Annotated in this window: 27 protein-coding genes; 14 read left to right on the forward strand and 13 right to left on the reverse strand. The window is 68.0% G+C overall.

Features of this window, described 5'->3' with window-relative positions; translation table 11 throughout:
• Nucleotides 1-16: 16 nt before the first annotated feature.
• Nucleotides 17-1,033 carry a UDP-glucose 4-epimerase GalE gene (galE, locus tag WFH44_RS06095; RefSeq protein WP_336712500.1) on the reverse strand — a complete coding sequence of 339 codons (1,017 nt, stop codon included), beginning with the start codon at nucleotides 1,031-1,033 and terminating at the stop codon, nucleotides 17-19.
• Nucleotides 1,034-1,139: 106 nt separating this feature from the next.
• On the opposite strand from galE, the gene WFH44_RS06100 reads away from it, so the two are divergent.
• Entirely contained in the window at nucleotides 1,140-1,751 is a 612-nt protein-coding gene (locus WFH44_RS06100; protein ID WP_336712502.1) for a hypothetical protein, read from the forward strand.
• 13 nt (nucleotides 1,752-1,764) lie between these two features.
• Here WFH44_RS06100 and WFH44_RS06105 read toward each other — a convergent pair whose 3' ends face one another.
• Together WFH44_RS06105 and dapD are read right to left on the reverse strand one after the other, a co-directional pair.
• Nucleotides 1,765-2,625, reverse strand: coding sequence for a hypothetical protein (locus tag WFH44_RS06105; RefSeq protein WP_336712503.1), 861 nt, complete (start codon nucleotides 2,623-2,625; stop codon nucleotides 1,765-1,767).
• An 18-nt stretch (nucleotides 2,626-2,643) separates the two neighbouring features.
• Nucleotides 2,644-3,606 (reverse strand): 2,3,4,5-tetrahydropyridine-2,6-dicarboxylate N-succinyltransferase, encoded by a 963-nt coding sequence (gene dapD / locus WFH44_RS06110; RefSeq protein ID WP_336712505.1) that lies wholly within the window; start codon nucleotides 3,604-3,606, stop codon nucleotides 2,644-2,646.
• Between the two features lie 54 nt (nucleotides 3,607-3,660).
• Here dapD and dapE point away from each other — a divergent pair, with 54 nt between their 5' ends.
• Nucleotides 3,661-4,749 (forward strand): succinyl-diaminopimelate desuccinylase, encoded by a 1,089-nt coding sequence (gene dapE, locus WFH44_RS06115; RefSeq protein ID WP_336712507.1) that lies wholly within the window; start codon nucleotides 3,661-3,663, stop codon nucleotides 4,747-4,749.
• Nucleotides 4,750-4,827: 78 nt separating this feature from the next.
• Here dapE and WFH44_RS06120 read toward each other — a convergent pair whose 3' ends face one another.
• The 4 genes from WFH44_RS06120 to WFH44_RS06135 all read right to left on the reverse strand — a co-directional run bounded on the left by WFH44_RS06120 (nucleotide 4,828) and on the right by WFH44_RS06135 (nucleotide 8,182).
• Complete coding sequence (locus tag WFH44_RS06120; RefSeq protein WP_336712509.1) at nucleotides 4,828-5,694, reverse strand: amino acid ABC transporter permease; 867 nt, start codon at nucleotides 5,692-5,694, stop codon at nucleotides 4,828-4,830.
• Nucleotides 5,691-6,386 (reverse strand): amino acid ABC transporter permease, encoded by a 696-nt coding sequence (locus tag WFH44_RS06125; protein ID WP_336712511.1) that lies wholly within the window; start codon nucleotides 6,384-6,386, stop codon nucleotides 5,691-5,693. Before WFH44_RS06125 ends, WFH44_RS06120 begins: the two co-directional genes overlap by 4 nt.
• 70 nt (nucleotides 6,387-6,456) lie before the next feature.
• Nucleotides 6,457-7,311 (reverse strand): glutamate ABC transporter substrate-binding protein, encoded by an 855-nt coding sequence (locus WFH44_RS06130; RefSeq protein WP_336712512.1) that lies wholly within the window; start codon nucleotides 7,309-7,311, stop codon nucleotides 6,457-6,459.
• Between the two features lie 55 nt (nucleotides 7,312-7,366).
• Nucleotides 7,367-8,182: an amino acid ABC transporter ATP-binding protein gene (locus WFH44_RS06135; RefSeq protein WP_442892876.1), complete on the reverse strand. Its 816-nt coding sequence runs from the start codon at nucleotides 8,180-8,182 to the stop codon at nucleotides 7,367-7,369.
• 155 nt (nucleotides 8,183-8,337) lie between these two features.
• Here WFH44_RS06135 and WFH44_RS06140 point away from each other — a divergent pair, with 155 nt between their 5' ends.
• The 5 genes from WFH44_RS06140 to WFH44_RS06160 all read left to right on the forward strand — a co-directional run bounded on the left by WFH44_RS06140 (nucleotide 8,338) and on the right by WFH44_RS06160 (nucleotide 12,849).
• The gene (locus tag WFH44_RS06140) at nucleotides 8,338-9,144 is read left to right on the forward strand and encodes a TIGR00730 family Rossman fold protein (RefSeq protein ID WP_336712513.1); all 807 of its coding nucleotides are present in this window, start codon (nucleotides 8,338-8,340) and stop codon (nucleotides 9,142-9,144) included.
• 144 nt (nucleotides 9,145-9,288) lie between these two features.
• Entirely contained in the window at nucleotides 9,289-9,663 is a 375-nt protein-coding gene (locus WFH44_RS06145) for a DivIVA domain-containing protein (RefSeq protein ID WP_336712515.1), read from the forward strand.
• A gap of 5 nt (nucleotides 9,664-9,668) precedes the next feature.
• Nucleotides 9,669-10,895 carry a hypothetical protein gene (locus tag WFH44_RS06150; protein ID WP_336712516.1) on the forward strand — a complete coding sequence of 409 codons (1,227 nt, stop codon included), beginning with the start codon at nucleotides 9,669-9,671 and terminating at the stop codon, nucleotides 10,893-10,895.
• A gap of 165 nt (nucleotides 10,896-11,060) precedes the next feature.
• Complete coding sequence (locus WFH44_RS06155) at nucleotides 11,061-11,240, forward strand: DUF3117 domain-containing protein (protein ID WP_336712518.1); 180 nt, start codon at nucleotides 11,061-11,063, stop codon at nucleotides 11,238-11,240.
• Between the two features lie 13 nt (nucleotides 11,241-11,253).
• Nucleotides 11,254-12,849, forward strand: a complete 1,596-nt coding sequence (locus tag WFH44_RS06160) for a leucyl aminopeptidase family protein (RefSeq protein ID WP_336712520.1) — start codon at nucleotides 11,254-11,256, stop codon at nucleotides 12,847-12,849.
• Here WFH44_RS06160 and WFH44_RS06165 read toward each other — a convergent pair.
• Nucleotides 12,839-13,471 carry an O-methyltransferase gene (locus WFH44_RS06165; RefSeq protein ID WP_336712521.1) on the reverse strand — a complete coding sequence of 211 codons (633 nt, stop codon included), beginning with the start codon at nucleotides 13,469-13,471 and terminating at the stop codon, nucleotides 12,839-12,841. The genes WFH44_RS06160 and WFH44_RS06165 overlap by 11 nt on opposite strands.
• A 224-nt stretch (nucleotides 13,472-13,695) precedes the next feature.
• Here WFH44_RS06165 and sigE point away from each other — a divergent pair, with 224 nt between their 5' ends.
• Genes sigE through WFH44_RS06180 form a run of 3 tightly spaced genes read left to right on the forward strand, consistent with a single transcriptional unit; the run spans nucleotide 13,696 to nucleotide 15,760 of the window.
• Nucleotides 13,696-14,304, forward strand: a complete 609-nt coding sequence (gene sigE, locus WFH44_RS06170; protein WP_336712523.1) for an RNA polymerase sigma factor SigE — start codon at nucleotides 13,696-13,698, stop codon at nucleotides 14,302-14,304.
• A 7-nt stretch (nucleotides 14,305-14,311) separates the two neighbouring features.
• Nucleotides 14,312-15,322, forward strand: a complete 1,011-nt coding sequence (locus WFH44_RS06175) for an anti-sigma factor family protein (protein ID WP_336712524.1) — start codon at nucleotides 14,312-14,314, stop codon at nucleotides 15,320-15,322.
• A 33-nt stretch (nucleotides 15,323-15,355) separates the two neighbouring features.
• Nucleotides 15,356-15,760: a sec-independent translocase gene (locus WFH44_RS06180; RefSeq protein WP_336712526.1), complete on the forward strand. Its 405-nt coding sequence runs from the start codon at nucleotides 15,356-15,358 to the stop codon at nucleotides 15,758-15,760.
• A gap of 45 nt (nucleotides 15,761-15,805) precedes the next feature.
• On the opposite strand, the gene WFH44_RS06185 is transcribed toward WFH44_RS06180, so the two are convergent.
• Genes WFH44_RS06185 through WFH44_RS06195 form a run of 3 tightly spaced genes read right to left on the reverse strand, consistent with a single transcriptional unit; the run spans nucleotide 15,806 to nucleotide 18,812 of the window.
• A complete protein-coding gene (locus WFH44_RS06185) occupies nucleotides 15,806-16,942 on the reverse strand; it encodes an Mrp/NBP35 family ATP-binding protein (protein ID WP_336712527.1) in 1,137 nt (378 codons plus the stop codon).
• A gap of 3 nt (nucleotides 16,943-16,945) precedes the next feature.
• A complete protein-coding gene (locus WFH44_RS06190; RefSeq protein WP_336712528.1) occupies nucleotides 16,946-17,539 on the reverse strand; it encodes a DUF1003 domain-containing protein in 594 nt (197 codons plus the stop codon).
• Nucleotides 17,532-18,812, reverse strand: coding sequence for a magnesium transporter MgtE N-terminal domain-containing protein (locus WFH44_RS06195; protein WP_336712530.1), 1,281 nt, complete (start codon nucleotides 18,810-18,812; stop codon nucleotides 17,532-17,534). Before WFH44_RS06195 ends, WFH44_RS06190 begins: the two co-directional genes overlap by 8 nt.
• Nucleotides 18,813-18,930: 118 nt before the next feature.
• Between WFH44_RS06195 and WFH44_RS06200 the strand changes: the two genes are divergently transcribed.
• The gene (locus WFH44_RS06200) at nucleotides 18,931-19,722 is read left to right on the forward strand and encodes a general stress protein (protein WP_336712532.1); all 792 of its coding nucleotides are present in this window, start codon (nucleotides 18,931-18,933) and stop codon (nucleotides 19,720-19,722) included.
• Nucleotides 19,723-19,921: 199 nt separating this feature from the next.
• Here the strand turns inward: WFH44_RS06200 and WFH44_RS06205 are convergent, their stop codons facing one another.
• Nucleotides 19,922-21,493 (reverse strand): aminopeptidase P family protein, encoded by a 1,572-nt coding sequence (locus WFH44_RS06205; RefSeq protein ID WP_336712534.1) that lies wholly within the window; start codon nucleotides 21,491-21,493, stop codon nucleotides 19,922-19,924.
• Between the two features lie 95 nt (nucleotides 21,494-21,588).
• Here WFH44_RS06205 and WFH44_RS06210 point away from each other — a divergent pair, with 95 nt between their 5' ends.
• The 3 genes from WFH44_RS06210 (at nucleotide 21,589) to WFH44_RS06220 (ending at nucleotide 24,661) form a co-directional block, all read left to right on the forward strand.
• On the forward strand, nucleotides 21,589-22,446 hold the full coding sequence (locus WFH44_RS06210) for a PHP domain-containing protein (protein WP_336712536.1): 858 nt from the start codon (nucleotides 21,589-21,591) through the stop codon (nucleotides 22,444-22,446).
• Between the two features lie 385 nt (nucleotides 22,447-22,831).
• Nucleotides 22,832-24,520 (forward strand): sodium:solute symporter family protein, encoded by a 1,689-nt coding sequence (locus WFH44_RS06215; RefSeq protein WP_336712538.1) that lies wholly within the window; start codon nucleotides 22,832-22,834, stop codon nucleotides 24,518-24,520.
• A gap of 9 nt (nucleotides 24,521-24,529) precedes the next feature.
• Complete coding sequence (locus tag WFH44_RS06220; protein WP_336712539.1) at nucleotides 24,530-24,661, forward strand: putative transporter small subunit; 132 nt, start codon at nucleotides 24,530-24,532, stop codon at nucleotides 24,659-24,661.
• A gap of 127 nt (nucleotides 24,662-24,788) precedes the next feature.
• Here the strand turns inward: WFH44_RS06220 and WFH44_RS06225 are convergent, their stop codons facing one another.
• Complete coding sequence (locus WFH44_RS06225) at nucleotides 24,789-25,739, reverse strand: DNA-methyltransferase (RefSeq protein WP_336712541.1); 951 nt, start codon at nucleotides 25,737-25,739, stop codon at nucleotides 24,789-24,791.
• Between the last annotated feature and the right edge of the window lie 13 nt (nucleotides 25,740-25,752).

The raw sequence follows: 25,752 nt of genomic DNA on the forward strand, positions 1-25,752 counted from the left end.
CGCATTTAAGGCCGGGCTAGGAGCCGGCGTAGCCGTTCGGGTTTTCCTTCTGCCAGCGCCAATGGTCCTGGCACATCTGCTCCAGCGACCGCTCGGCCGACCAGCCAAGCTCGGCCAGGGCAGCCGTGGGATCGGCGTAGCTGACCGCCGCGTCGCCCGGCCGGCGATCGGTCAGCTCGCGGGGGATCTCGAAGCCCGCGGCCTTGCCGAACGCCTCCAGCACCTCGAGCACGGAGGAACCGCGGCCGGTGCCGAGGTTCCAGCGGCGCACGCCGGAACGGCCGGCGATGTAGTCCAGCGCCGCGAGATGCCCGGCCGCGAGGTCCATGACGTGGATGTAATCCCGCACGCCGGTGCCGTCCGGCGTCGGGTAGTCGCTGCCGAAGACGCGGACTTTCTCGCGGCGTCCCACCGCCACCTGTGCGACGAACGGCAGCAGGTTGTTGGGCACGCCCGTCGGGTCTTCGCCGATCCGGCCGGATTCGTGCGCGCCGACCGGGTTGAAGTAGCGCAGCAGCGCGATGCGCCAGCGTTCGTCCGACGCCCCGAGGTCGGACAGGATGTCTTCGATCTGTTCCTTGGTCCGGCCATAGGGGTTCGTGGCGTCCAGTGGCATCTTCTCGGTCAGCGGGACCTGGTCGGAATTGCCGTAGACCGTCGCGGACGAACTGAAGACGATGGTCCGCACATCATGGGCCTCCATGCAGCGCAGCAGGTTCAGCGTTCCGGTGACGTTGTTGTGGTAGTAGCGCAGCGGCTGTTCCACCGATTCGCCGACGGCCTTCAGCCCGGCGAAGTGGATCACGGCATCGATCTTCTCCGCATCGAAAACCTCGCCCAGGGTGGCGGCGTCGAGCAGGTCCGCCTTGCGGAAGGCGGCGGTCCGACTGGCCAGGTCCTGCACCCGCCGCAGCGACTCCTCGCTGGAGTTGGCGAGATTGTCGACCACGACGACGTCGTGCCCCGCCTCGAGCAGCGCCAATGTGGTGTGCGAGCCAATGTAGCCGGTTCCCCCGGTAACCAGAATCCTCATAGCTACAGCGTAGTTCCTGGCGCCGCCGGTTCGATATTTGACGGTGGTCGAGGGCAACGCCTGCGTCTACAGTGGACCTAGGACGTCGGGAAAGGAACCCTCATCGATGGAGCACACCGGCAGCTCGGGCTGGCGCATCACGGCCGATACCTCGGCGCAGATGCTGATGGCCCTGTACTTTCATGATGTAGCCGGACTGGAAGGGGCCGGATTGCCCGCAGTTTCGGCGGCCGAACCCCCCATCCGCCGGGCAGACCCGCGGCAGCTGACGGCGCACGTCGGCGGCCCCACGGCCCTGCGGCGCGAGTGGGAAAACTGGTGGTCCCACCTGGTCAAGGAAGACACCGGGGCCTCGACAGCCTTGGATCCTCCGGCCTTCAAGGCGTTCGACGGCAGCCCCGCCCTGCAGCTGGTGATGCAGGCCCACTACGGGGCCGCGACGACCTGGGCACGCGAACGCAAGGCGGAATACCAGCGCGAGGCGCAGGAGCGTGAAGCCAGCGGGCGGTCCAAGCTCATCAGCCGGCTGGTGCAGGACCGGGAGATGGAACTGGGCCGCGACGCGCGGCAGTTCGAACTGAAGCTGATCGAACTGCCGCTGCACGAGGCCCGGGCCTGGTACGTGGAGCCGAACCGGATGATCCTGAGCCAGAAGCTGATCGAGGACGAGGCGGCCTACCGCAGCTTCGTCCAGCCCGTGGTCGAGCTGCTCGTCTAAGGCCCGCCTAGGCTCAGGTCCGGGCGGTTGAGGCGGCGTCCGCCAGGGTGATGAGCACGGTCCCGGACTGCGTTTCGGCGGTGGACCAGCCGCCGGCCGCGCGCTCCCAGCGGAGGCCGGCGAACGCGACCGACTCGATCTGCAGTTCCTTGGCCGAGGCCACCGCCCACTGGGCGATAGCCCAGCCGGTCGTCTCGTCGGCGCTGACCTGCAGTTCGTTGCCTTGGACCGAGGGCTCCAGTCCCGGGTAGGCCAGGTCCAGCTGGTCCCGGACAGATGCCGCGTCGCCGACCCCCTCGGGGGTCTTCAGGACACAGTTCAGCGCTGCGGGGGAGTGCCCGGTCAGGGCGGAGGCAAAGGCTTTGCCTTCCCCCTCGTGGTCGGCGTAGGCCTCCGGATAGGCGCTGCGCTGGACCTTCTGCGCCGCCTGGGTGATGGACATGGTCTCGTAGCCCGGGACCTGTTCGAGTTCCTCGTAGAAGCGATTGGTGGCGTAGACCGGGTCCATCACCTGGTCCTCCGTGCCCCAGCCCTGCGAGGGGCGCTGCTGGAACAGCCCGCGCGAATCGGGTCCGGCGTTGTCGCCGTGTCCGATGTTGCGCAGTTTCGACTCCTGGATCGAGGTGGCCAGTGCAATCGAGGCGGCCCTGGCCGGCAGGCCGCGCTGGACCGCGATGCCTGAAATCAGGGCTGCATTCGCGGCCTGGTCCGGAGCCAGTTCAAAGGTCTCCGGACCGACCACGGCCATGCAGCGCTCCCGCACCAGGATTTCCGACCGCTGGATCGACGACACGGCGAGCCATACCCCACCGGCCACCAGGGCAACCAGCAGCAGCAGCACCACAAGGCCGCGGCGGCGTCGGCGTCGAACCATAAGGCGGAAAACCCCGAATCAGTTGGCGTGGAGGGCGGCGTTGAGTTCGACGGTCTGCCCGGCGCGGGGCAGGACCTCGACGACGCCGGAAACGGAGTTCCGGCGGAACAGCAGGTTCGAAACGCCGGAGAGTTCCACGGCCTTGACCTGGCGCGCCTCGCCGCTGGCTTCCAGCAGGCTCACGCGGGTGCCGGCCGTGACGTAGAGCCCGGCCTCGACGACGCAGTCGTCCCCGATGCTGATGCCGACGCCGGAGTTGGCGCCGAGGAGCACCCGCTCGCCGATGCTGATGCGCTCCTTGCCGCCGCCCGAGAGGGTGCCCATGATCGACGCCCCGCCGCCGACGTCGGAACCGTCGGCGACAATGACGCCGGCCGAGATGCGGCCCTCGACCATGGAGGTGCCGAGCGTGCCGGCGTTGAAGTTCACGAAGCCCTCATGCATGACCGTGGTCCCCTCGGCCAGGTGGGCGCCGAGGCGCACCCGGTCGGCATCCGCGATGCGCACGCCGGAGGGCAGCACGTAGTCGACCATGCGGGGGAACTTGTCCACGCCGTAGACGGTCACGTTGCCGCGGCGGCGCAGCCGGAGGCGGGTGGCCTCGAAGTTTTCGGTGCTGCAGGGGCCGAAGTTCGTCCAGACGACGTTGGCGAGCAGGCCGAAGATGCCGTCCAAATTCAGGGAATTGGGCTGGACCAGGCGGTGCGAGAGCAGGTGCAGGCGCAGGTAGGCGTCGGCGGTGTCGGCGGGCGCGGCGTCCAGTTCGATGCCGCGGCTGACTAGCTCGAAGCGCACGCCCCGCTCCGCGTCTTCCTGCTGGGCGAGTGCCTTCAGGTCTTGGTCGGGGCCGTCGGCGGGGGCCTCCCCGCGGCCCGGGGCGGGGTACCAGACGTCGAGGATGGTTCCATTGGCGGCGACGGTGGCGAGGCCGGTGCCGTAGGCGGTACGGGGCAAAGCGGAATCAGTGTTGTTCGCAGGCATGTTTCCCAGTCTACCGACGCCGGATTGGCCGGCGTGCCCCATTACGCTAGGGGTGTGACTGCTTCGACCATTGCCCTTGACCTGACTTCCGACGTCGCCGAGCTGACCGCCGCCCTGATCGATATCAACAGCGTCTCCGGGAACGAAGGTGCCCTTGCGGACGCCGTCGAGTCGGCGCTCCGCGGACTGCCGCACCTGCACGTCCTGCGGGACGGGGACGCCATCGTAGCGCGGACCGAATTGGGCCGGGACGAGCGCGTGATCCTGGCCGGCCACCTGGACACCGTCCCGCTGCCCACGGTGCCGCAGTCGCGGGGGACGGTGCCCTCCAGCTGGGTTGGCGGAGTCCTGTACGGCCGCGGAGCCACCGACATGAAGGGCGGCGTCGCCGTGCAGCTGGCCCTCGCCGCGCAGCTGACCGCGCCTCGCCGCGACGTGACCTACGTGTTCTACGACCATGAAGAAGTCGAGGCCTCGCTCAGCGGCCTGGGCCGGCTCGTGCGGAACCACCGCGAGCTGCTGGCCGGCGACTTCGCCATCCTGCTGGAGCCGACGGACGGAACCGTGGAGGGCGGCTGCAACGGCACCAGCAGGTTCGAGGCCACGGCCATCGGCAAGGCGGCCCACTCGGCCCGGGCGTGGATGGGGCAGAACGCCATCCACGCCGCCGCCGAGATCCTGGTGCGGCTCCGCGACCACGAACCGGCGACCGTGACGGTGGACGGACTCGACTACCGGGAGAGCCTTAACGCAGTGAAGATCAACGGGGGCACCGCCGGCAACGTGATCCCGGACAAGACCGTGGTCGAAATCAACTACCGCTTTGCCCCGGACAAGACCCCGGACGACGCCGAAGCCTACGTCCGCGGCCTGCTCGAAGGATTCGAAGTGGTGCGGACTGATGCGGCGGCGGGGGCGCGGCCGGGTCTGCAGCATCCGGCCGCGGCCGAGTTCGTCGCAGCCGTCGGGGCGGAGCCGAAGCCGAAGTACGGCTGGACGGACGTGGCCCGGTTCAGCGAGCTGGGCATTCCGGCGGTGAACTTCGGTCCCGGGGACGCGCTGCTGGCCCACACGGACAACGAACACGTGACCGCCGAAGCCGTTCGAGCATGCCTGGACGCGCTGCGCCGCTGGCTCCGCTGAGCAGGGCCGCTTAAACGGGTGCGGGCGGCGTCGCTGTGGACGCCGCCCGCACCCGGCCGGCCGGATCAGTGCTCCGGGTCAGCCGGCCTTGGCCGCCACCGGGGGAGCGCTGACGGGACGCGTCTTGCCGGCGGTGCGGCTGCCCAGGAACCGGGAGAGCCAGTTGGCCACACCGGACAGCGTGAAATTGATGATGATGAACAAGATGGCAGCAACGGCGAGTGCCTGCAGGATCGGACCGGATGACCCGTAGATCTGCATGGACCGCAGCAGCTCGGAGTAGGTGATGATCGAGCCGAGCGCCGAGTCCTTGAGGATGACGACGAACTGGCTGACCAGCGAGGGCAGCATGGCGACGAGCGCCTGCGGCAGTTCGATGCTGCGCATGGACTGGCCGCGCGTCATGCCAATGGCCATCGCGGCTTCCCGCTGGCCCTTGGGCAGCCCGTGGACGCCGGAGCGCACGAGCTCGGCAATGACGGATCCGTTGTAGAAAGTCAGCGCGAGGACCACCGCGACGAACGGAATGTCCGCCGGCTCCAGGACCTTCAGCTGGCCCAGCAGGAGCCAGAAGAAGATCATCATCAGCAGCACCGGGACGGCCCGGAAAAACTCCACGATGATGCCGCTGATCCAGGCGATGGACCTATTGTGCGAGAGCCTGCCGACTCCGAACAGCAGGCCGAAGACCACCGAGGTCACGATCGCGGCGGCAGCGGCCCTGAACGTGTTGATGAGGCCGGGCATGATGGTGAACTCCCAGACCTCCTGGGTCAGGAAGGGCGTCCAGAGCTCCGGGGCCAGCTGCCCCTGGTCGTACAGGCCCTTGAGGACGAAGAGCACTGCGCCAAGGAACACCAGTATGCCCACGATGTTCGTGATGACGATGCGCCGCCGGGCCTTCGGTCCGGGCGCGTCGAAAAGTACGTTCTGCCGGATTGTCATCGTGCCACCGCCAGTTTCTTCGAAAGCCAGGTCGTCAACAGGCCGATCGGGATGACGATGACCACGAACCCGAGGGCGAACGTCGCGAAGATCGCCATGATGACATCCGGACGGAACTCGATCATGGTCTTCATCAGGCCCGCGGCCTCGGGGACCGAGGCGACCGTGGCGACCGTGGTGTTCTTGGCCAGGGCGATCAGCGTGTTGCCCATGGGAGCGACGGCGCCGCGGAAAGCCTGCGGAAGGACTACATAGCGGGCCGCCGGCAGGAAGCTCAGCCCGATGGCGCGGGCCGCTTCGGCCTGGCCCAGGGGCACCGTGTTGACGCCGCTGCGGATGGCTTCGCAGAAGAAGGCTGCGTGGTACACCGACAGGCCGACGATCGCCCACAGGAAGAAATTGAAGTCGAAATCGGAGGACAGGTTCAGCTGCAGCTGGAAGACGAGCACCAGGATGCAGAACGTCATGATGATGGTCAGCGGTGTGTTCCGGAAGATGTTGACATAAGCGGCGCCCGCCCACTGGAAGCTGGGCACGGGCGAGATCCGCATCAGCGCAAGCACGGTACCCAGCGCCAGGGCGCAGAGGAAGGCCCAGAACGTCAACTGGATGTTGACCCAGAGGGCAGCCACCACATCATAGGTCTCCAGCGCCGTCAGGTAGCTCTGGAAGTATTCGGACAAGAGGTCCATCCCCTTTCATCGGGAAGAGACGCGCACGCCGCGGGGCAGGCAGCTTGGCCTGCCCCGCGGCGTCAGCGGCTTAGGCGCAGGCGTCGCCCGGCTTCGGCGGGTTCAGTTCCTCGTTGAACTTGTAGTCCACGCCCTCGGTGTTGGCGGTCAGGGCCTCTTCCCAGGCTCCCGACTCGACCATCTTGTTGATGGCGGCGTTGATGTCGGCGCACTGGTCGGTGCCCTTGGGCAGGCCGACGCCGTAGCGCTCTTCGGAGAACGGGTTGCCGACGACCTTGAACTTGCCCTTGAAGTTGGGCTGGGCGGCCAGGCCGGCCAGGATGATGTCGTCCGTGGTCACGGCGTCGATCTGGCCGCTCTGCATGGCGGTGACGCACTCGGCGTAGCCCGGGCGCTCCAGCAGGTTGACGTTCTCGGCATGCTCGTCCTTGATGCGCTGTGCGGACGTCGAGCCGGTGACCGAGCAGAGGTTCTTGCCGTTGAGGTCGTCCGGGCCCTTGATGTCCGTGTTCTCGGCGCTGACCAGCAGGTCCTGGCCTGCCACGAAGTACGGTCCCGCGAAGTCCACGGTCTTCTTGCGCTCATCGGTGATTGAATAGGTCGCGAAGATCATGTCCACCTGGCCGTTGGCGAGCATGTTCTCGCGGTTGGCGGACGGGGATTCGACGAATTCGATCTGGTCCGTGGAGTACCCCAGTTCGTTCGCGACGTACTTGGCCACGTCGACGTCGAACCCGGTGAAATCGTTGCCCGACTTGTACCCCAGGCCCGGCTGGTCGAACTTGATGCCGATGCGGATGGTGTCGCCGCCCGCCGAGCCGCCCTGGGTTTCCCCGCCGCTGCTGCCCCCGTCGCCGCCACAGGCCGACAGGGTGAGAGCGGCAACAGCGCCCATGGCGGCCATTGCAATACGCATCTTGCGCATGTTTTCTCCTTGCGTCATGGTCCTTCCGCGCCGGAAAGGAACCGCAGTTGCTGACTTAGTGGTTGAGGATCTTGCCGAGGAAGTCCCTGGCGCGTTCGCTCTTCGGGTTGGTGAAGAACTCTTCGGGGGTGGCCTGTTCGACGATCTGGCCGTCCGCCATGAAGATCACGCGGTCGGCCGCCTTGCGGGCGAATCCCATCTCATGGGTCACCACGATCATGGTCATGCCTTCTTTCGCCAGGCCGACCATGGTGTCCAGGACCTCGTTGATCATTTCCGGGTCCAGCGCGGACGTGGGCTCGTCGAAGAGCATGACCTTGGGCTTCATGGCCAGTGCCCGCGCAATCGCGACGCGCTGCTGCTGGCCGCCGGAGAGCTGCGCCGGCAGTTTGCCCGCCTGGTTGTCGACGCCGACCCGTTTCAGCAGGCTCATGGCCAGTTCCTTGGCGGCGGCCGGCTTCGTGCCCTTGACCTTGACGGGGCCGAGGGTGACGTTCTCGAGGATGGACTTGTGCGCGAAGAGATTGAAGGACTGGAAGACCATTCCGACGTCGGCGCGAAGCCGGGCTAGCTGCTTGCCTTCGGAGGGGAGCTTGGTGCCGTCGATCAGGATTTCGCCGTCGTCGATGGTTTCCAGCCGATTGATCGCCCGGCACAGGGTGGACTTGCCCGAGCCCGAGGGGCCGATGACGACGACCACCTCGCCCTTCCTGACCTCCAGGTTGATGTTGCGCAGGACATGCAGGTCGCCGAAGTGCTTGTTGACATCTTTGAGCTGCACCAGCGGCTGCCCGGCGCCTTCAGGGGCGGCAGGCGCCGGCGCACCGGAGGCCGCCGGCACGGGTTGGCTGTAAGGGTTGTCACTGGTCATGACTTGAATCTAGCGAACGTTTTCCCGCAAGCCACGCATTTCGCCTTTCCTGCTTGAATCGTGATTCAAGAGAAACCTACCGCCGGCCCCCGCCGAGCAGGGGAAATATCGTGGAAGGAGGCGCCGTGGGCCGCCCGGATCTGTAGCCTTGGGTAATGAGTAACCAGCAAGACTTTCCGCTGCCGTCGGATCTGGCGGCACACTTGCCCGCCCGGCACAAAGGTTCGGTGGAGCTGCGCCGCTCGCAGGCCGATATTCCGCAGGCGGACCAGTATCTCCTCGACACCCGGGACCGGGAGGACTTCACCCACACGGACCCGTGGCGGGTCCTGCGCATCCAGAGCGAGTTCGTGGAAGGATTCGGGACCCTGGCGGAACTCGGGCCGGCCATCAGCGTGTTCGGTTCGGCGCGCACGCGGCCGGGGACGGTGCACTACGACATCGCCGAGCAGATCGGGCGGCTGCTGGTCGAACAGAACTTCGCGGTCATCACCGGCGGCGGCCCAGGGTCGATGGAGGCCGCCAACAAAGGGGCCAGCGAAGCCGGCGGCCTCTCCGTGGGACTGGGCATCGAGCTGCCGTTCGAACAGGGCCTGAACGACTGGGTGGACCTGGGCATCAACTTCCGGTATTTCTTCGCCCGCAAGACGATGTTCGTGAAGTACGCCCAAGGCTTCATTGTGTTGCCGGGTGGCCTCGGAACCATGGACGAACTGTTCGAGGCCATGGTGCTTGTGCAGACGCAGAAAGTAACATCCTTCCCGATTGTCCTGGTCGGCAGCTCGTTCTGGAGCCCGCTGATCGACTGGGTCAAGAGCACGCTGCTGGGAGAAGGCATGATCGCCGAGGCCGACCTGGACCTGGTCAGCGTGGTGGACACGGCCGCGGAAGCCGTCGACCACATCATGGCGGGGCTGTCCGCCCGCAACGGCCGCCGCCGGCCGCCGACGGAATCGATGTAGCGGAGCCGATGTAGCGCGCGAAGCCCGTACGGTCGGCCGGTCCCCGTGACACCGGCGGGAGGCCCGCGCCCTGCCGTCCGTCCGCTGCCGCCGGCGCGCTGTAGCAGTCGGACGTGCTCGGCATGCATCTGGCACGATGGTGCTGTGAGCCTGTTCCTGGTCTTCCTCGCCATCGCCGCCGCCGGTGCGGTGGCCATGGCGGTTTCGGGACGTTTCAGCCCCGGCACGCCGCCGTCGGCAGGATCAGGCTGGCAGCACGGGGAGGTGGCCAGGCTCGAGGGCCTGAGCGAGTCCGACCCCCGGCTGCCTCCCGTGCTGCTCCCCGAGCGGCCCGTGGCCGAGGACATCGAACGGCTCCGCTTCTCGGTGGGGCTGCGCGGTTACCGGATGGACCAGGTGGACCAGGTGCTGGATGCGCTTCGCGATGCGCTCGCGGACCGGGACAAGACGATCGCCCAGCTCAGGAGGCAGGAACACTGGAAGAACGACGACGTCCCGCCGCCGGCACCACAATCGTGACCGGCGTGGAAGACGGGCGCCGGGGCCCGCGTGCGCTCGTGCGCGGCCAGCTGCAGCATTGGGGCAAGCGCCTGGCCGGATGGCCATGGTGGGCCCAGGTAGTGCTCGTCTACGCGCTGGCCCGGCTCTTTTCGTTCTGTGTCTTCCTGGCCGTGGCGCGCCAGCAGGGCCCGAGCCCCTGGGGCAGCGCCCACCCGGACTACCTGTCCTTCATCGGCATCTGGGACAGCGCGTGGTACGAGCAGATCTACCGGCAGGGGTACCCGGAGGAGATACCCCGCGGCCTCGACGGGCGGGCGCTGGAGAACCAGTGGGCGTTCTATGCGCTGTTTCCGGCGCTGATCCGCGGCCTGAACGCGCTGACGGGCATGCCTTGGCAGGGCCTCGCCCCGGCGGTGGCGACGCTGGCGGGGTTCGTCGCGGCCCTGCTGATCTACCGGATCTTCCGGCTGTTCGCCGTGCATGCCACCGCGCTCTGGGGCACCGTCTTCGTGGCGGTTTTCCCCGTCTCCGCGATCCTGCAGGTCCCGTACGCCGAGTCGCTGAACCTGGCGCTGCTGGCCGGAAGCCTGTACCTGGTGATCAGGCGCCGGTTCCTGCTGGCCATCCCGATCGTCCTGATGATGTGCCTGTCCAGGCCCACCGGCGTCCCGTTTGCCGCGATGCTGGGCCTCTACCTGCTCTGGCGGCTGCGCCGGCGGACCGAGGACCCGCTCGATCCGGGGGAATTCGTGCGGATCGCGACGCTGGGGCTGGCCAGCTGCGCCGGCGCCATCATCTGGCCCGTAGCGGCGTGGATGGCCACCGGAGAGCTGCGCGCGTACACCGACACGGAAACGGCCTGGCGCGGTACTGAGCTCATCCCGTTCAAGCCCTGGTACGACATGGGCGCGGACCTGTTCGGCCCGGTCGGCGGGGTCTTCGCGCCGCTGGTGCTCCTCGCCGCCGCGGTGCTGGTGCTGACCAGCGCCACCGCGCGGCGCATGGGCATCGAACTGCGGCTGTGGTGCGCGGCCTATATGGGCTACCTGTTTGTGTTCCTGCATCCCCAGACCAGCACCTTCCGGCTGCTGCTGCCGCTGTTCCCGCTCGCGCTGGTGGCGTCGATGGCCTCGCGGAGCAGGGCCTACCGGATCTGCCTCGCGGCGGCGTTCCTGGCCGGACAGATAGTCTGGGTGACGTGGCTCTGGTCGTGGGCGGAACTGCCCGGAGGCGGCGATTACCCGCCCTGACCGGGGAAGAGTGCGGCACGCCATGACCGGCATTGATTTCGTACCGGCTTGTGATGTACGCGATAATGGGTCTAGTTGTAGCACGGCGGATCGTAGCGGTCCGGCCGTGCTGTGTTAGCGGGCGCGGACGAAAGACCGATGCCCCTCGGTGGAAGGGATATCCAGATGGCTGCGATGAAACCGCGTACCGGTGAAGGACCGATGGAGGTCACCAAGGAGGGGCGCAGCCTCATCCTGCGGGTACCGATCGACGGTGGCGGCCGCCTGGTGCTCGAGCTGAACACCGAAGAGGCCAGCAACCTCAGGGACTGCCTGCTGGGTGTGACCGACGCCGTCGCCAGCTAGGGAAGCGGCCACCGTGGTGCAATCAGCCCTGACTCCGGAGGAAGAGACCGCCCGCACGCTGGAAGAAGCACTGGTCGCGGCCGGTATGCCGCGGATCGTGCCTCGGCCGGCGGTGGACAGCTATGCGCCGGTCCTGGAGTCGGCGGCGGACATCCTTGTCGTGCCGGTGGCGCAGGGCGGCACGTCCGCCAACGACGGCGAGCGGGCCACTCCGCAGCCGCGGCGCGGGGCAGCGGAAGCGGCGGCGCGGTACGGCGTGGACGTCACCCTGCTGGCCGAGGTGCACTCGGTAACCGGCAAGGCGGGCGAAATCCTGAATGCGACGGCGCCCCGGCAGGAGCAGGGGCTGCCCAAGCGGCTCGTATTCCTGGGCGTCGGGGACGAGACGCCGCCGAGCCTGCGCAAGGCCGGTGCCGCCCTGGCGAAGGCGACCCTGGGTGCGGGCACCGTACGCACCAGCGTGGTGGACGGACTGCCTGGGGCTGCGCAGCAGGCGTTCATCGAGGGCTTCCTGCTGGGCGGCTACCGTCCTCCGAGGGCCGGCACATCGCCGGCACCAAAGGCGTTGCCCGCAGAACTTGAACTCAGCGGGGCGTCCGCCGATGCGGCTTCGGCGGCGGCCGCGACCGGGCGCGCCGTCTGGCTGTCCCGGAACCTGGCCAACATGCCGTCGAACGTGAAGAGCCCTGCCTGGATGGCCGGCCAGGCCCGGCGGCTCGCCGATGCCGCCGGGTTGGAGGCACGGATCTGGGACGAGGCGGAACTGGCCGCCGCCGGCTTTGGCGGGCTTCTCGCCGTCGGCAGCGCCTCGCAGTACGGCTCGCGGCTGGTCCAGCTGACCTACACGCCGCAGGACCCGGCCCCGGACGCCCGGCACATAGTGCTGGTCGGGAAGGGCATCACCTTCGACACCGGAGGCATTTCGCTCAAGCCGCGCGAGTCGATGGTGCCGATGAAGACGGATATGGCGGGCGCCGGCGTCGTACTCTCGGTTCTCAGCGCGGCCGCGGAGCTGGGCGTGAGGCACCGCGTTACCGGGCTGCTGGCGCTGGCGGAGAACGCCATCGGGGCTGCCTCCTACCGGCCCGGGGACGTCGTGTCCGTGTACGGCGGCACGACGGTGGAAATCGGCAATACGGACGCGGAGGGCCGAATGGTGCTCGCGGACGCGCTGGCGTATGCCGTCGCACAGCTGGCTCCCGACGAACTGATAGACATCGCTACCCTGACCGGCGCCGCCTCCATGGGCCTGGGCCGCCGGCACGCCGCCCTCTACGCGACGGCGCCGCACTTGGTTGCCGCGTTCGAAGCAGCGGGAGAGGCCTCGGGGGACCGGGTCTGGCACATGCCGCTGGCCGAGGTGGCGGAGGAGTACCGGTTCTCGCTGGACTCGGAGGTCGCGGACCTGTCGCACATTTCCTCGCCGGGTTCCAAGGTCTCTGCCGGGTCCATCACGGCGGCACTGTTCCTGCGGGAGTTCGTCGGGGACGTCCCCTGGGTCCACCTGGACATCGCCGGGCCGGCCCGCGCCACCGCGGACGAGGCCGAGGTGACCAAGGGTGCCACGGGCTTCGGCACGCGGCTGTTGCTGTCCTACCTCACCGCTTGACGGCCAGCAGGAGCCCGTCGCCGGTGGGGAGGATGGTCGAGAGCAAGGACTCGTTCTCCCGGACGGCCTTGCCTACCTGCCGCAGGATGTTGGTCGTGTCGTCCCGGATGGCCGGGTCCGAGACCCGGTCGCGGTCCAAGGCGTCGTTGATGATGAGCATGCCGCCGCTCTTGAGCAGCCGGGTGGCCTGGTCCAGGTAGAGCGGGTACGAGCGCTTGTCCGCGTCGATGAAGACCAGGTCGTACGCGCCGTCCGTGAGCCGGGGGAGGACGTCCGCCGCGCGGCCCGAGATGGTGCGCGTGCGGTTGCTGGGGATGCCGGCTTCCAGGTAGGCCTCCCGGGCGGCACGCAGGTGGTCCACGTCCGAATCGATCGTCGTCAGGACGGCGTTGGCGGGCAGACCGCGCAGCAGGCAGACGCCGGAAACCCCGGCGCCGGAGCCGACCTCTACGACGGTGTGTGCCTTCGACCCGGCGGCCAGGACGGTCAGGGCGGCGGCAACGCCCGGGCTGACCGAAGCCACTCCAAGCTCCCGGGAGCGTTCACGGGCGCGGAGCAGCACCTCATCCTCGGCGGGCAATCCCTCCGTGTAGGACCAGCTGGTCTGCTTGTCTGCGCTCATGTACCTTCGCTTCCTCGATCGTTTTGGTGCGGCCCTGCCTAGCCTACTGTCCGGCTGTCCCGGGCTGTACACGGCCCGGGGCCTAATCGTTCTTTTAGGAGCCAGCTACCAGAATTCTCCCAGCTTTCCGAGGCAGTATGGACATGCGCCTTAAACCAGCACATACCGGCTGATCAAAGGATGAACCCGCAGGGGAGTCACGGCAGCCGCCGAGGGGAGACACCATGACCAAGCACCGACCAGTCCCTCAGGACGCGCCTGCCCCGGCGGCGGACTGGACGGCGCCGACGTGGGAAGAAGTCGTGGTCAACCACTCGGCCAAGGTCTACCGGCTCGCCTATCGCCTCACCGGAAACAAGCACGACGCCGAGGATCTCACCCAGGAAGTGTTCGTCCGGGTGTTCCGTTCCCTGGAGAACTTCAAGCCCGGCACGCTGGACGGCTGGCTGCACCGCATCACGACGAACCTCTTCCTCGACCAGGCGCGCCGCAAGAGCCGGATCCGCTTCGACGGTTTGTCCGAGGACGCCGAGGCCAAGATCCCCGGGAAGGACCCCGGCCCGGAGCGCAGCTTCGAGTTCAACAACCTGGACATCGACGTCCAGACAGCCCTGGAGGAACTGCCGCCGGACTTCCGCGCCGCCGTGGTCCTTTGCGACCTCGAGGGACTTTCCTACGACGAAGTATCCGAGGCGCTCGGCGTCAAGCTCGGCACGGTCCGGTCCCGCATCCACCGCGGGCGCACCATGCTGCGCGAGAAGCTGGCGCACCGGGATCCGGCGGCCAAGCGGGTCTCCCGCCTGAAGCTGCCGCGAGTAGCAGGAGTGCTCTGAATCCACCATGCGTCATCCCGAACGTGACTTGGCGGACTACCTGGACGGTGAGCTTGCCGACGACCGCCGACCCGGTTTCGAACGCCACCTGGCCAGCTGCGAACGCTGCCGGAGCTGGATTGCGGAACACCGTGTCCTGCAGGAGCGGTTGCGCTCCCTTGACGTGCCCGCGCCCGGTCCGGACCTGACGGGGCGTCTGCTGAACGCACCGGCCACCGCGGATGCGGAGCCCGGCGATCGCCTGTCCTCGGCGGACAAGGCTGCTGCCGGAGCGCATGAGACGCCGGTCAAGCGTGCCTCCCGGCGGCAGACCCTGCTGGTGCTCTGTGGCGCCGCGGCGGGTTTTGCCATGCTGACCTTCGGTACGGCGTACATCCTGGGCGGCGAAGAGCCGGCCCTGCAGGCGGCCGGACACGCGGACGGCCAGGTCGCCGGCACTGCGACGGTGGACCTTGGGGGCCTGGCGGCCGGACAGAAAATGGGCAGGGAAGAGCTGGCCCAACTGCGCCGCAGCGGCTGGAACTGTCCGCAGCTGTCCGGGCTGGGCTACGAACTCGAATCGGCCCGCGCCATGACGATCGCCGGAGAGCCTGCCGTCCGGGTGGAGCTCGAAGGAGAGGACGGCAGCGTTGTGGTGACCGAACAACGCCGCGGCGTGGAACGTCCCCAGCCTGCCGCGCCGGAAGCGGCCCGGGCGGTGGCACCGGTCAACGCAGTAACAGGACGGTCGGTAGCGGCGGACGGGTTCCGCCCGATCAACGGAATGGACCGGGACATGTGGCTGCGCGCCGGGCCCAACTGGACGGTGGTGCTGAACTCGGCCGACGTGACCTACACAATGTGGTCGGATGCCCCATTGGCCGACCTGCCGGACATGGTCGGCCAGGTCATCATCGCGGAAAAGTCCCGCCTGATGACGCCGCGGCCCACCGTGCTGGACGACCCGGTCAGCAGGATCATCCGCGGCCTGGGCAAGATGGTCCTGCCAGCGGATGAGCCGACAGAGGGAGCCAACTAGGTGCCGTGCGGCTCGAACAGGTAATCTTCAATCGTGCTCGGAATTAACGGAACGGAACTGATCATCCTTGCGGTGATCGCCGTTATAGTGCTCGGTCCCGAGCGTCTGCCTGAGTATGCGGCGCAGCTTGCCCGGCTCGTCAAGCAGGTTCGCCGGATGGCGGCGGGCGCGAAGGAGCAGCTGCGCGAGGAAGTCGGCGACGAGATCGTGGACATGGACTGGCGGAAGCTGGATCCACGGCAGTATGACCCGCGGCGCATCATCAAGGAAGCACTGCTCGATGATGATGATTTTCCGACCCTGTCTGCCGGGGCGACTGCCGCGGGTGCCGCAGGCGCAGCCGGTACCGCGGTCAAGGCCGTCTCCCGCCCGACCCAGGCCGCCGGCGAGCGGCTGGAGCCGGGCCAGCCAGCGCCGTTCGATATCGAGGCAACCTAGGCCGGAGCGGCTCCAGCGACCCGGTCCCGAGCATTCCCTGGCGGGCTACGCCGGAGCGATCCCCAGCGACCTCCCTGCGAGGCCCCGGGGGGTGGCGGCGAGGCCCTCGGCGATGGACCTCAGGGCGACGGCCGCCGGCGAACGTCCCGCCCCGCCGTCGTCAAGCACGATCGGCAGCCCGTTGTCTCCGCCCTCGCGCAGCCGCTGCTCCAGCGGCACCTGTCCCAGCAACGGAATCCCCGTGCCGAGGGAGGCGCTGAGCCGGTCGGCGAGCGTCCGGCCTCCGCCGGAGCCGAAGACCTCGAGCCGGCTTCCGTCGGCCAGCTCCAGCCAGGACATGTTCTCGATCACGCCTGCCACCTGCTGGCCGGTCTGCGTGGCCATGGAGCCCGCCCGTTCGGCCACGTCCGCCGCGGCGCTCTGCGGCGTCGTGACGACCAGCAGGCGCGAGGCCGGAAGCAGCTGTGCGACGGAGATGGCCACGTCCCCGGTGCCCGGCGGCAGGTCCAGGAAGAGCGCATCCAGGTCGCCGAAGTACACGTCCGTCAGGAACTGCTCCAGTGCCCGGTGCAGCATCGGACCGCGCCAGGCGACGGGCTGGTTGCCGGTGACGAACATGCCGATGGAGATGACCTTTACGCCGTGGGCCACCGGCGGCAGGATCATCTCGTCCACCTGCGTGGGGGCCTGGGTGATGCCCATCAGCCCCGGGACCGAGAAGCCATAGACGTCGGCGTCGACGATGCCGACGCGCAGTCCCCGAGCCGCCATGGCGCACGCGAGGTTGACGGTGACGCTGGACTTTCCGACGCCGCCCTTGCCGCTGGCGACGGCGTAGATCCGGGTCAGCGAGGCCGGGTCCGCAAACGGATTGCCCCGGCCGCCCGCCTTCAGCCGGTCCTTGAGCTCGTTGCGCTGGGCGGGCGTCATGACGTCCATCAGCACCGTGACCTCCGCGACGCCGGCCAGCGGCCCCAGCGCGCGGCGGACGTCCTCGGTGATGGTTCCGCGCAGGGGACAGCCCGCGATGGTGAGCAGCACCTCGACGGTGACATTGCCGCCGTCGTCAATGGCCACGTCCTTGAGCATGCCGAGTTCGGTGATTGGGCGGCGCAGCTCCGGGTCGATCACGGTGTCCAGCGCACGGCGCACCGCCTCCAGGCTGGCGGTCTGGTCAGTCATGTCCTAGCTCTCCGATGCGCTTTCGGCCTCCGCCGAGACCCGCGGCAGCGAGGACGTCGCGTCGGAAACCTTCTTCTTCCGCCTCCGCTGGCGGTCATCCTTCTCCTCCGACTCGAGCAGTTCCTCCAGCACCGTGCGCAGTTCGCTGCGGACAAAGTCGCGGGTGGCCACTTCGCGCAGCGTGATGCGCAGCGAGGCCAGCTCCCGGGTGAGGTACTCGGTGTCGGAAAGGTTGCGCTCGGCCCGCTGGCGGTCCTGCTGCAGGGTGACTTTGTCCCGGTCGTCCTGGCGGTTCTGGGCTAGCAGCAGCAGGGGAGCGGCATAGGACGCCTGCAGCGAGAGCATCAGGGTCAGGGCGGTGAAGCCCAGCGCGGCGCTGTCGAAGCGCAGCGACTCCGGCCCGAAGGTGTTCCACATCAGCCAGAGCAGGCAGAAAACGGTCATCCACATCAGGAACTGGGGGGTGCCCATGAAGCGGGCGAAGCTCTCCGTGGCATGGCCGAAGGCGTCGGGGTTTGGCTTCAGGCGCGGCAGCAGCCGCTGCCGCGCCTCGCGGGGGACATCCAGTCCACTGGTGCTGTTCTGCTTTTCAGCCATTGCGTCCTGCCTTCCGCATCAGCTCGTCCGTGTCATCCTGGGCCCGCCAGTCGTCCGGGAGGAGGTGGTCCAGGACGTCGTCGACAGTGACGGCGCCTACCAGCCTGCCGTCTTCATTCACGACGCCGAGCGCGTTGAGGTTGTAGGTGGCCAGCATGCGGGCCACCTCGCTGATGTCCGCCTGGTCGGAGACGGGTTCAAGGTCCGTGTCCACGATGTTGCCGAGGGCCTCCGGCGGCGGGAAACGCAGCAGCTGCTGGATATGGACGACGCCGAGATAGCGTCCCGTGGGCGTCTCCAGCGGGGGACGGCAGACAAAAATGGCCGAGGCCAGGGCCGGGCTGAGCTCTTCCCGGCGCACGTGGGCCAGCGCTTCGGCGACGGTGGCTTCGGGCGGCAGGATGACGGGGACCGGCGTCATCATCGAGCCGGCCGTGTCCTCCTCGTACTCCATCAGGCGGCGGACGTCCTCGGCTTCTTCCGGCTCCATCCGCTGCAGCAGGTCTTCCTTCTGCTCTTCCGGCAGTTCCGCCAGCAGGTCGGCCGCGTCATCCGGGTCCATCTCCTCCAGGACGTCGGCGGCCCGTTCGATCTCCAGGGCGGAGAGGATCTGGACCTGGTCGTCGTCCGGGAGCTCCTGCAGGACGTCGGCCAGGCGTTTGTCCTGCAGTTCGGTGGCGATTTCGATGCGGCGCTTGTCGCTCATCTCGTGCAGCGCGTCGGCGAAGTCCGCGGGTTTCATGTCCTCGTGGCTGGCGACGAAGGCGGTGGCCGCCTGCGGCTCGTTCTTGGCTCCCGGGCGGGCATCCTTCCAGTCCACGATGAGCGTTTCGTTCCGGCGCAGGCTGCGCAGCGGCGATGACGAGTAGCCGCGGCGGACGAACAGCTGGGAGACGAACCAGTCGCCGATGCGGGATTTCTCCATCGCGATGTCCTCGATGGTGGCGTCCCCCGTGCCGTCCGCGAGCGTGACACGGCGGTCGAACATCTCGGCGACCATGAGGATCTCGGCGCCGCGTTGTTCGAAGCGGCGCAGGTTGACCAGCCCGGTGCAGATGATCTGTCCGGCATCGATGGACGTGATCCGGGTCATCGGTACGAAGACGCGCTTCTTCCCGGGGACCTCGACGACAATGCCGACCACCTGGGGCGCCTTGCCGCCGCGTTCCAGCGCGACGGCGTCGCGCAGGCGTCCCAAGCGGTCGCCCAGCGGGTCGAAGACGTCCAGGCCGAGCAGCCTGGCGATGAAGACTCTGGTGGGATTTGTGCTCACTCCCTTAGGCTACGTGGTCGCGCCCGGCGGCGCCTGCCGGGGCCGGGTGGAGCCGCCGGCAAGTTCACTTTGGGCGATACCACCGGCGCGGTACCCGCGGGTAGGGGAGAATAGGTTTATGTCGATGCTTGGCCGAAGCGAATCCCGTGACCCCAGCCAGCCGTTGCCCCAGGGCGAGCTGCTAGGCAACTACCGCACGTACCTGGATGCCCAGAAGGTGGTGGACTTCCTGGCGGATGAGGAGTTCCCGGTCCAGCACGTCTCCATCATCGGCAATGACCTGAAGTCCGTCGAACGGGTGACCGGCAGGCTGAGCTACCCCCGCGTGGCACTGACCGGCGCGGCGACCGGTGCCTGGTTCGGCCTCTTCGTGGGCCTGCTGCTGATGCTCTTCGGCGGAGGCCAGAGTTTCGGGCTGGTGCTCTCCTCGATGGCCATGGGCGCCGCGTTCTGGATCCTGTTCAGCGTGATCAGCTATGCCTTCCAGCGGGGAAAGCGGGACTTCACCTCCACCAACCAGATCATCGCGACCAGCTACGACGTGGTGGTGGCCGGCGACATGATCTTCGAGGCGCGCCGCGTAGCCAGCCAGCTGCCGATGCCCGGCCACGCCCTGCACCCCGGCGCGGAGCAGGGCCGTTACGTGCACCCGGAGCAGCAGCAGCCGCAGCGGCCCGTCCAGTGGGGCCATGATCCGTATGCCTCCGGCGCCACCGAACAGGAGCAGGGCCGGCCGCAGCCGCCTGCGGGCGCCGAGCACGAACCCGGGACCCCCATCCGTGGCCGGTTCCCCGACCTGCCGGACGGGCGGCCGCAGTATGGAGTCCGGCTCCCGCCCGAGGAGGAGCAGCAGGGGACGCCGGTGGCCGATCCGGAGCATGGCCACCGCGAAGGCGACGAGCGGCGCTAGCCGGCCCTGGCCGCTAGCAGGCGCTGACCGGTAGCCCGGCCGCCGGGGCCGTGCCCGCCCGACCGGCGCGCAACCGGTTGGCCTGCAAGCCGCCGCCCGTCCAACGCAGAAGCCGGCCAACGCAGAAGCCAGCCAACGCAGAAGCCGGGGAACCGTCGTCCGATGGTTCCGGCGGCTTCTGCGTTAGCTGACCGGGCTGCTACTCGCCCGATGGGCTGTAGATACCCGCCATCCAGGACTCCACCTCGTCCGGCTCCCGCGGCAGCGCCGCACTGAGGTTGACCGGACCGTCCGCCGTCATGAGCACGTCATCCTCGATCCGTACGCCGATGCCGCGGTATTCCTCCGGCACGGCCAGGTCCTCCTGCTTGAAGTAGAGGCCGGGTTCGATCGTGAACACCATGCCCTCGGCCAGGACACCGTCGAGGTAGAGCTCGCGCTTCGCCTGGGCGCAGTCGTGGACGTCGAGGCCGAGGTGGTGGCTCGTGCCGTGCGGCATCCACCGCCGGTGGTGCTGGCCGCCCTCGGCGAGTGCTTCGGCCAGCGGAACCGGAAGCAGGCCCCACTCATCCAGGCGCTCGGCCAGCACGGTGACGGCGGCCTTGTGGACATCGCGGAATTTGGCCCCGGGCTGGGCAGCGGCGAAGCCGGCGTCCGCGGCGTCCAGCACCGCCTGGTAGATCCGGCGCTGCACGTCGGTGAACTTGCCGTTGACCGGAAGGGTGCGCGTGACGTCGGCGGTGTACAGCGAGTCGGCCTCGACGCCGGCATCCAGCAGCAGCAGGTCGCCGGACTTCACCTGGCCGTTGTTGCGGATCCAGTGCAGGATCGTCGCGTTGTTGCCGGCGGCGGCGATGGTGTCATAGCCCAGGTCGTTGCCTTCTTCGCGCGCCCTGGCGAAGAAGGCGCCCTCGACCACGCGTTCGCCGCGGTCGTGGGTGATGGCCCGGGGCAGCACCTTGACGACTTCGTGGAACCCGTTGACGGTGGCCGCCACGGACTTCTTCAGCTCGCCGGCCTCCCACTCGTCCTTGACCAGGCGAAGCTCGGACAGGGCCTCGGCGAGCAGGGCGTCCAGGTTGTCGGACTCCTCGAGGTCCACGCCGGTGTTGATCCGGGACGTGTCGACGAGGGCGTCGACGTTGAAGTCCACTTCGCGCAGCAGCCGGATGCGCATGCCGCCGATGTTGACTACACCGGCATCCTTGGTGATCGCCACCTCGAGCTCGCCGAGGTCCCGCGTCTCGATGTCGAGCTGCTTCTGCAGCTGATCGAGCGTCGGCCGCGGGCCGATCCAGAACTCGCCATAGCGGGCGTCGGCGTAGAAATCGGGTGTATCCCGGCCCGCGAGCGGACGGAAGTAGAGGGTGGCATGGTGGTTGCCGCCGTCGTCCCCCTGGCCTTCAGGGAGGGGCTCCATCACCAGGACGGCATCCGGTTCGTGGTCCAGGCCGAGCCCGGTCAGGTGGGCGAACCCCGAATGCGGGCGGAACCGGTAGTCCGTGTCGTTGGACCGGACCTTTAGCGGGCCGGCCGGAATGACCAGGCGTTCGCCCGGGAACTTGAGGGAAAGCGTACGACGGCGGCGCGCGGCAAAGGGCGCGACCTCCGCCGTTGCGGGGGGAGCGGAGGTGTCCGGGGCCCATTGCCCGGCCATGAAATCCTTGAAGGCCCGGGATTCCGGCCGCTGGGAGCGGTTGTTCCCGCGTTCCTCTAGCGGCTGACCCTCGGAGGCCGGCTGTACGGTGCTGTCGTTGGCGTCTGTGCTCACCAACCCATGGTCTCACCGGCACCAAGCCCTGCCAAACAGCTTCGATAGGGCCGCGAGGCCTGCGGGCGCGGCGGTGCCGCAGGTAGATTGGTTAAATGAGGATCGACCTGCATGCCCACTCCACGGCGTCGGACGGCACGGAGCCGCCGGCCGACCTGGTGCGCGCCGCCTTCGACTCGGGCCTGGACGTCGTGGCGCTGACCGACCATGACACCACCGCCGGCTGGGCGCCGGCGCTGGCCGCGGCCCGGGACCTGGGCATCGGGCTCGTGCCGGGCATGGAGATCTCCTGCCGCAGCAGGGAAGGCATCAGCGTCCATGTCCTGGCCTACCTGCACGATCCGACCCACGCAGGCCTGCTGGAGGAAATCGGCAAGGCCCGCAGGGCGCGGCTGACCCGGGCCGAACGGATGGTCGAGCTGCTCGCCGAGGACTTTCCGATTACGTGGGCGGACGTCACCGCCCAGACGGCGCACGAGGCGACGGTCGGCCGGCCGCACATTGCCGATGCCCTGGTGGCGGCGGGCGTGGTCTCGGATCGGAGCGAGGCCTTCAGCAACATCCTGACCTCGCATTCGCGCTACTACGTCACCCACTACGCCCCGGATCCCGCACACGCCGTCGAGCTGGTCAAAGAGGCCGGGGGAGCGGCCGTGTTCGCGCATCCGGTGGCTTCCAACCGGGGCCGGGTTGTCGGCGAGGAAGTCTTCCGCCAAATGATCGACGCGGGGCTGGATGGCGTCGAAGTGGACCACCGCGACAACCCGGAAGAAGGCAGGGCGTGGCTGCGGAGGCTGGCGGCTGAACAGGGGCTCCTGATGACCGGCTCGAGCGACTACCACGGGGCCGGCAAACCGAACCGGCTGGGCGAGAACGTGACGGCCGCCGCGGTCCTGGAGCGCATCCTTGAGATTGGCAGCGGAGCCCCCGCGTACCTGCCCAGCGCGGCCTGAGGCCGGAGCCTGAGCGTCGGCTGATGATAGGGTTGGTCCCGACCGATGCTTGCCCCGGGCAACCTGGACGGCCTTACGCCGCGGGTTTCCGGGCACGGAAAGCATCCTGATCCTGAAGCAGGCTGAAGACCAGCCGCTTCCTGCAACGCGGGCCGGAGACAGTTCCGGCCGCCTTTTTTATGCCGCCTGAAAAGCGGCTTGTCATGGCCCGGCCTTGAGTGCCGGGCGGGATCGCGCGCCTGGAATCCATCGCCGGATTCTTGAACACTGTCCACGGCCCGATGACGGACCGTCCGGGACAACGCATGGCAAATCGGCCCCTCTGGCCGGCGCGCACTGAATTTGGTCGGTGACCGGCGAGCCGTCCATGACCGAGAGGAAGAGAATGACACCGCCTGGTGAAGATTTCTACCAACTCAGCGGTTGGACTGTGATCCTGCTGCTAGTGCTGTTTTACGGCGGCACGCTCCTGATGTCCGCTCTCATCGGGAAGAAGAAGGAAAACGCCGACGGCTACATGACCGCCGGCAACAAGATCGGATTCGGGGTCTCCGCCGCCAGCATGACGGCGACCTGGATCTGGGCTTCGTCCATGTACGCGTCGGCCACCGCGGGCTACACCTACGGGATTTCCGGGCCGATCCACTACGGCCTCTGGGGCGCCCTGATGATCCTGTTCATCTACCCCTTTGGCCGCCGCATCCGCAAAGTCGCCCCGAAGGCGCACACCCTCGCCGAGGTCATGTACGCGCGCCACGGCCGCTCCAGCCAGCTGATGCTGGCCGGTTCCAACATCGTCGGCAGCCTGATCAGCCTCACCTCCAACTTCATTGCGGGCGGCGCACTGATCGCGCTGCTCTCGCCCTTCAGCTTCAGCCAGGGCATCATCGTGATCGCCGCCGGCGTGCTGCTCTACACCCTGTGGTCCGGGTTCCGGGCCTCGGTGCTCACCGATTTCGCCCAGGTCGTGGCGATGCTCGGCGCCGTCGTCGTTATCATCCCTGCGGTCTTCTTCGCCGCGGGCGGTCCCGACATGTTCGAGCAGGGTGCCCAAAACCTCACCCCGCAGCAGTCCAACTTCTTCTCCAGCGACGCCTTCCTGAACCAGGGCGCTCCGTACATCGCCGCCGTCCTGGCCTACGCGATCGGCAACCAGACCATCGCGCAGCGGCTGTTCGCGGTCCGCGAGGACCTGATCAAGCGGACCTTTGTGACGGCGACGGTGGGCTACGGCGCCACCATCATCGGCATCGGCATGCTCGGCGTGATGGCGCTGTACCTGGGCCTGGCTCCCTCCGGCGGCGACGTGAACAACCTGATCCCGCAGATGGCGTCGACCTACCTGCATCCGATCCTGATCGGCGTCTTCCTGATCATGATCATCGGTGCGCTGTCCTCCACCGCTGACTCGGACCTGGCCGCGCTGTCCTCCATCATGATGGCCGACGTCTACGGGCAGAACGTCGCCGGAAAGAAGAAGGCGAACCCGAAGACGATGCTGTTGGTCGGCCGCGTCACCATGATCGTGGCAACGGCCGCCGCCCTGTACTTCGCCAGCGGGCAGATGAACATCCTCGACCTGCTGGTCTTTGTCGGAGCGCTCTGGGGCGCCCTCGTCTTCCCGGTGATCGCCAGCTTCTACTGGGAGAAGGTCACCAACAAGGCCTTCACCATTTCGGTCCTGGCCGCGCTGGCCGTCTTCATTCCGGTCCGCTTCGAGTGGCTGCCCATGGACGGCGCCCTCGGCATCATCACCGACGTGGTCGCCGTGATCGGCATCGGCGTTGTGCTGGGCCTGATGTGCTTCGGTTTCTTCGGCCTCAAGGCCGCCAGGATCATCGGGGCGGTGGCGGCGCTCGCCGCGGCGCCGTTCGCCATCGGATTCCTGCATGACTATGCGGTCCTGTCCGGCTCGCTCGTGGCCTACGCGGTGAGCACCCTGGTCTGCTACTTCATGTGCTTCCGCAACGGCAACAGTTTCGACTTCGACCTGATCAAGCAGCGCATCGGCGACTTCGACCAGCGGCCCGAGACCGAAGCGGCCGAGGCCGCCACGGTCCAGGCCGGAAAGTAAGGAGAAAACATGGATACGTTCTTCCTGACCCTGTACGTACTGATCTGGCCGTTGATCGTGGCGGCGACCCTGTTCGTGATCTGCAATGGATTCTTCAAGGACTGGCGGGAGGCGCGCCAGGAGGGCCGAACCCTCATCTAGGCACGCAACAGCCAGCGCTTAACCCAGGAGGGCCGGCGGGACAACACCATGGTGTGTCCTGCCGGCCCTCCTGCCGTGTGGTGGGGTCCGGCGCCGTCGGGCGCCGCCTGGCTTACTGCGCGGAGCGTCAGCTGCCGGCTGCTGCTTCGGCGACCGTGGGGTCCGGCTCGGCTTCCGCAGCCGGCCCCCGGCGCACCACCTGCACTGCCTGTCCCGCTTGTCCCAGCCGCCGGGCCATGACGTCGATAGCCTGCGGGTTCTCATCGACGCAGACGAAGCGCCGGCCGGCCGGGGCTGCGACCGCCCCGAGGGTTCCCGAACCCGCGAAGAAGTCGAGCACCCAGTCGCCCGGGCGGCTGCTCGCGGCGACCATGCGGCGCAGCAGCCCCTCGGGCTTCTGCGTCGGATACCCGGTCTTCTCCTTGCCGGTGGGGGACACGATGGTGTGCCACCAGACGTCGGTCGGCAGCTTGCCGCGGGCGGCCTTTTCGGCGGTGACCAGGCCGGGCGCCATGTACGGTTCGCGGTCGACTTCGGCGCTGTCGAAGTAGTAGCGCTTCGGATTCTTGACGTACACCAGGATGTTGTCGTGCTTGGCCGGCCAGCGGTTCTTGGCGCGTCCGCCGTAGTCGTAGGCCCAGATGATCTCGTTCAGGAAGCACTCCCGGCCGAACAGCGCGTCGAGGAGCACTTTGGCGTAGTGGACCTCCCGGTAATCCAGGTGGAGGTAAAGCGTGCCGTCGTCGGCGAGCAGGCGCCATGCCTCGGCCAGCCTCGGCTCCAGGAAGGACCAGTAGTCCTCGAAGGCGTCGTCATAGCTGGTCAGCATGCCCTTGATGGTCTGGTAGGAGCGGCCCTTGAACCCCACGCGGTCGCCCTCGCCGTCGGCGCTGCGCACCATCGAGGTCTGCTGCCTCCGCTGGACCCGACCGGTGTTGAAGGGCGGGTCCACATAGATCATGGTGAAGGCGGCATCCGGGAGGGACGGCAGGAACTCGGCGTTGTCCGCCTGGACCACCAGATTCCCGCCGCCCGACGTCCACACCGGGTCCTCCGGCGCGGCAAAAGCCGTTGTCACTGCGCTTATCCTG

Source organism: Arthrobacter sp. USHLN218, assembly GCF_037144715.1.
Taxonomy (GTDB): domain Bacteria; phylum Actinomycetota; class Actinomycetes; order Actinomycetales; family Micrococcaceae; genus Crystallibacter.

Bases quoted from the DNA above. Each gene is read 5' to 3' on its own strand.
- WFH44_RS06105 (WP_336712503.1), bottom strand. From the start codon at position 2,625: ATGGTTCGACGCCGACGCCGCCGCGGCCTTGTGGTGCTGCTGCTGCTG.
- WFH44_RS06140 (WP_336712513.1), top strand. From the start codon at position 8,338: ATGAGTAACCAGCAAGACTTTCCGCTGCCGTCGGATCTGGCGGCACAC.
- WFH44_RS06175 (WP_336712524.1), top strand. From the start codon at position 14,312: ATGCGTCATCCCGAACGTGACTTGGCGGACTACCTGGACGGTGAGCTT.
- dapD (WP_336712505.1), bottom strand. From the start codon at position 3,606: ATGCCTGCGAACAACACTGATTCCGCTTTGCCCCGTACCGCCTACGGC.
- WFH44_RS06190 (WP_336712528.1), bottom strand. From the start codon at position 17,539: ATGGCTGAAAAGCAGAACAGCACCAGTGGACTGGATGTCCCCCGCGAG.
- WFH44_RS06120 (WP_336712509.1), bottom strand. From the start codon at position 5,694: ATGACAATCCGGCAGAACGTACTTTTCGACGCGCCCGGACCGAAGGCC.
- WFH44_RS06135 (WP_442892876.1), bottom strand. From the start codon at position 8,182: ATGACCAGTGACAACCCTTACAGCCAACCCGTGCCGGCGGCCTCCGGT.
- WFH44_RS06185 (WP_336712527.1), bottom strand. From the start codon at position 16,942: ATGACTGACCAGACCGCCAGCCTGGAGGCGGTGCGCCGTGCGCTGGAC.
- WFH44_RS06155 (WP_336712518.1), top strand. From the start codon at position 11,061: ATGGCTGCGATGAAACCGCGTACCGGTGAAGGACCGATGGAGGTCACC.
- WFH44_RS06125 (WP_336712511.1), bottom strand. From the start codon at position 6,386: ATGGACCTCTTGTCCGAATACTTCCAGAGCTACCTGACGGCGCTGGAG.
- WFH44_RS06200 (WP_336712532.1), top strand. From the start codon at position 18,931: ATGTCGATGCTTGGCCGAAGCGAATCCCGTGACCCCAGCCAGCCGTTG.
- sigE (WP_336712523.1), top strand. From the start codon at position 13,696: ATGACCAAGCACCGACCAGTCCCTCAGGACGCGCCTGCCCCGGCGGCG.
- WFH44_RS06215 (WP_336712538.1), top strand. From the start codon at position 22,832: ATGACACCGCCTGGTGAAGATTTCTACCAACTCAGCGGTTGGACTGTG.
- WFH44_RS06100 (WP_336712502.1), top strand. From the start codon at position 1,140: ATGGAGCACACCGGCAGCTCGGGCTGGCGCATCACGGCCGATACCTCG.
- WFH44_RS06220 (WP_336712539.1), top strand. From the start codon at position 24,530: ATGGATACGTTCTTCCTGACCCTGTACGTACTGATCTGGCCGTTGATC.
- galE (WP_336712500.1), bottom strand. From the start codon at position 1,033: ATGAGGATTCTGGTTACCGGGGGAACCGGCTACATTGGCTCGCACACC.
- WFH44_RS06130 (WP_336712512.1), bottom strand. From the start codon at position 7,311: ATGCGCAAGATGCGTATTGCAATGGCCGCCATGGGCGCTGTTGCCGCT.
- WFH44_RS06165 (WP_336712521.1), bottom strand. From the start codon at position 13,471: ATGAGCGCAGACAAGCAGACCAGCTGGTCCTACACGGAGGGATTGCCC.
- WFH44_RS06210 (WP_336712536.1), top strand. From the start codon at position 21,589: ATGAGGATCGACCTGCATGCCCACTCCACGGCGTCGGACGGCACGGAG.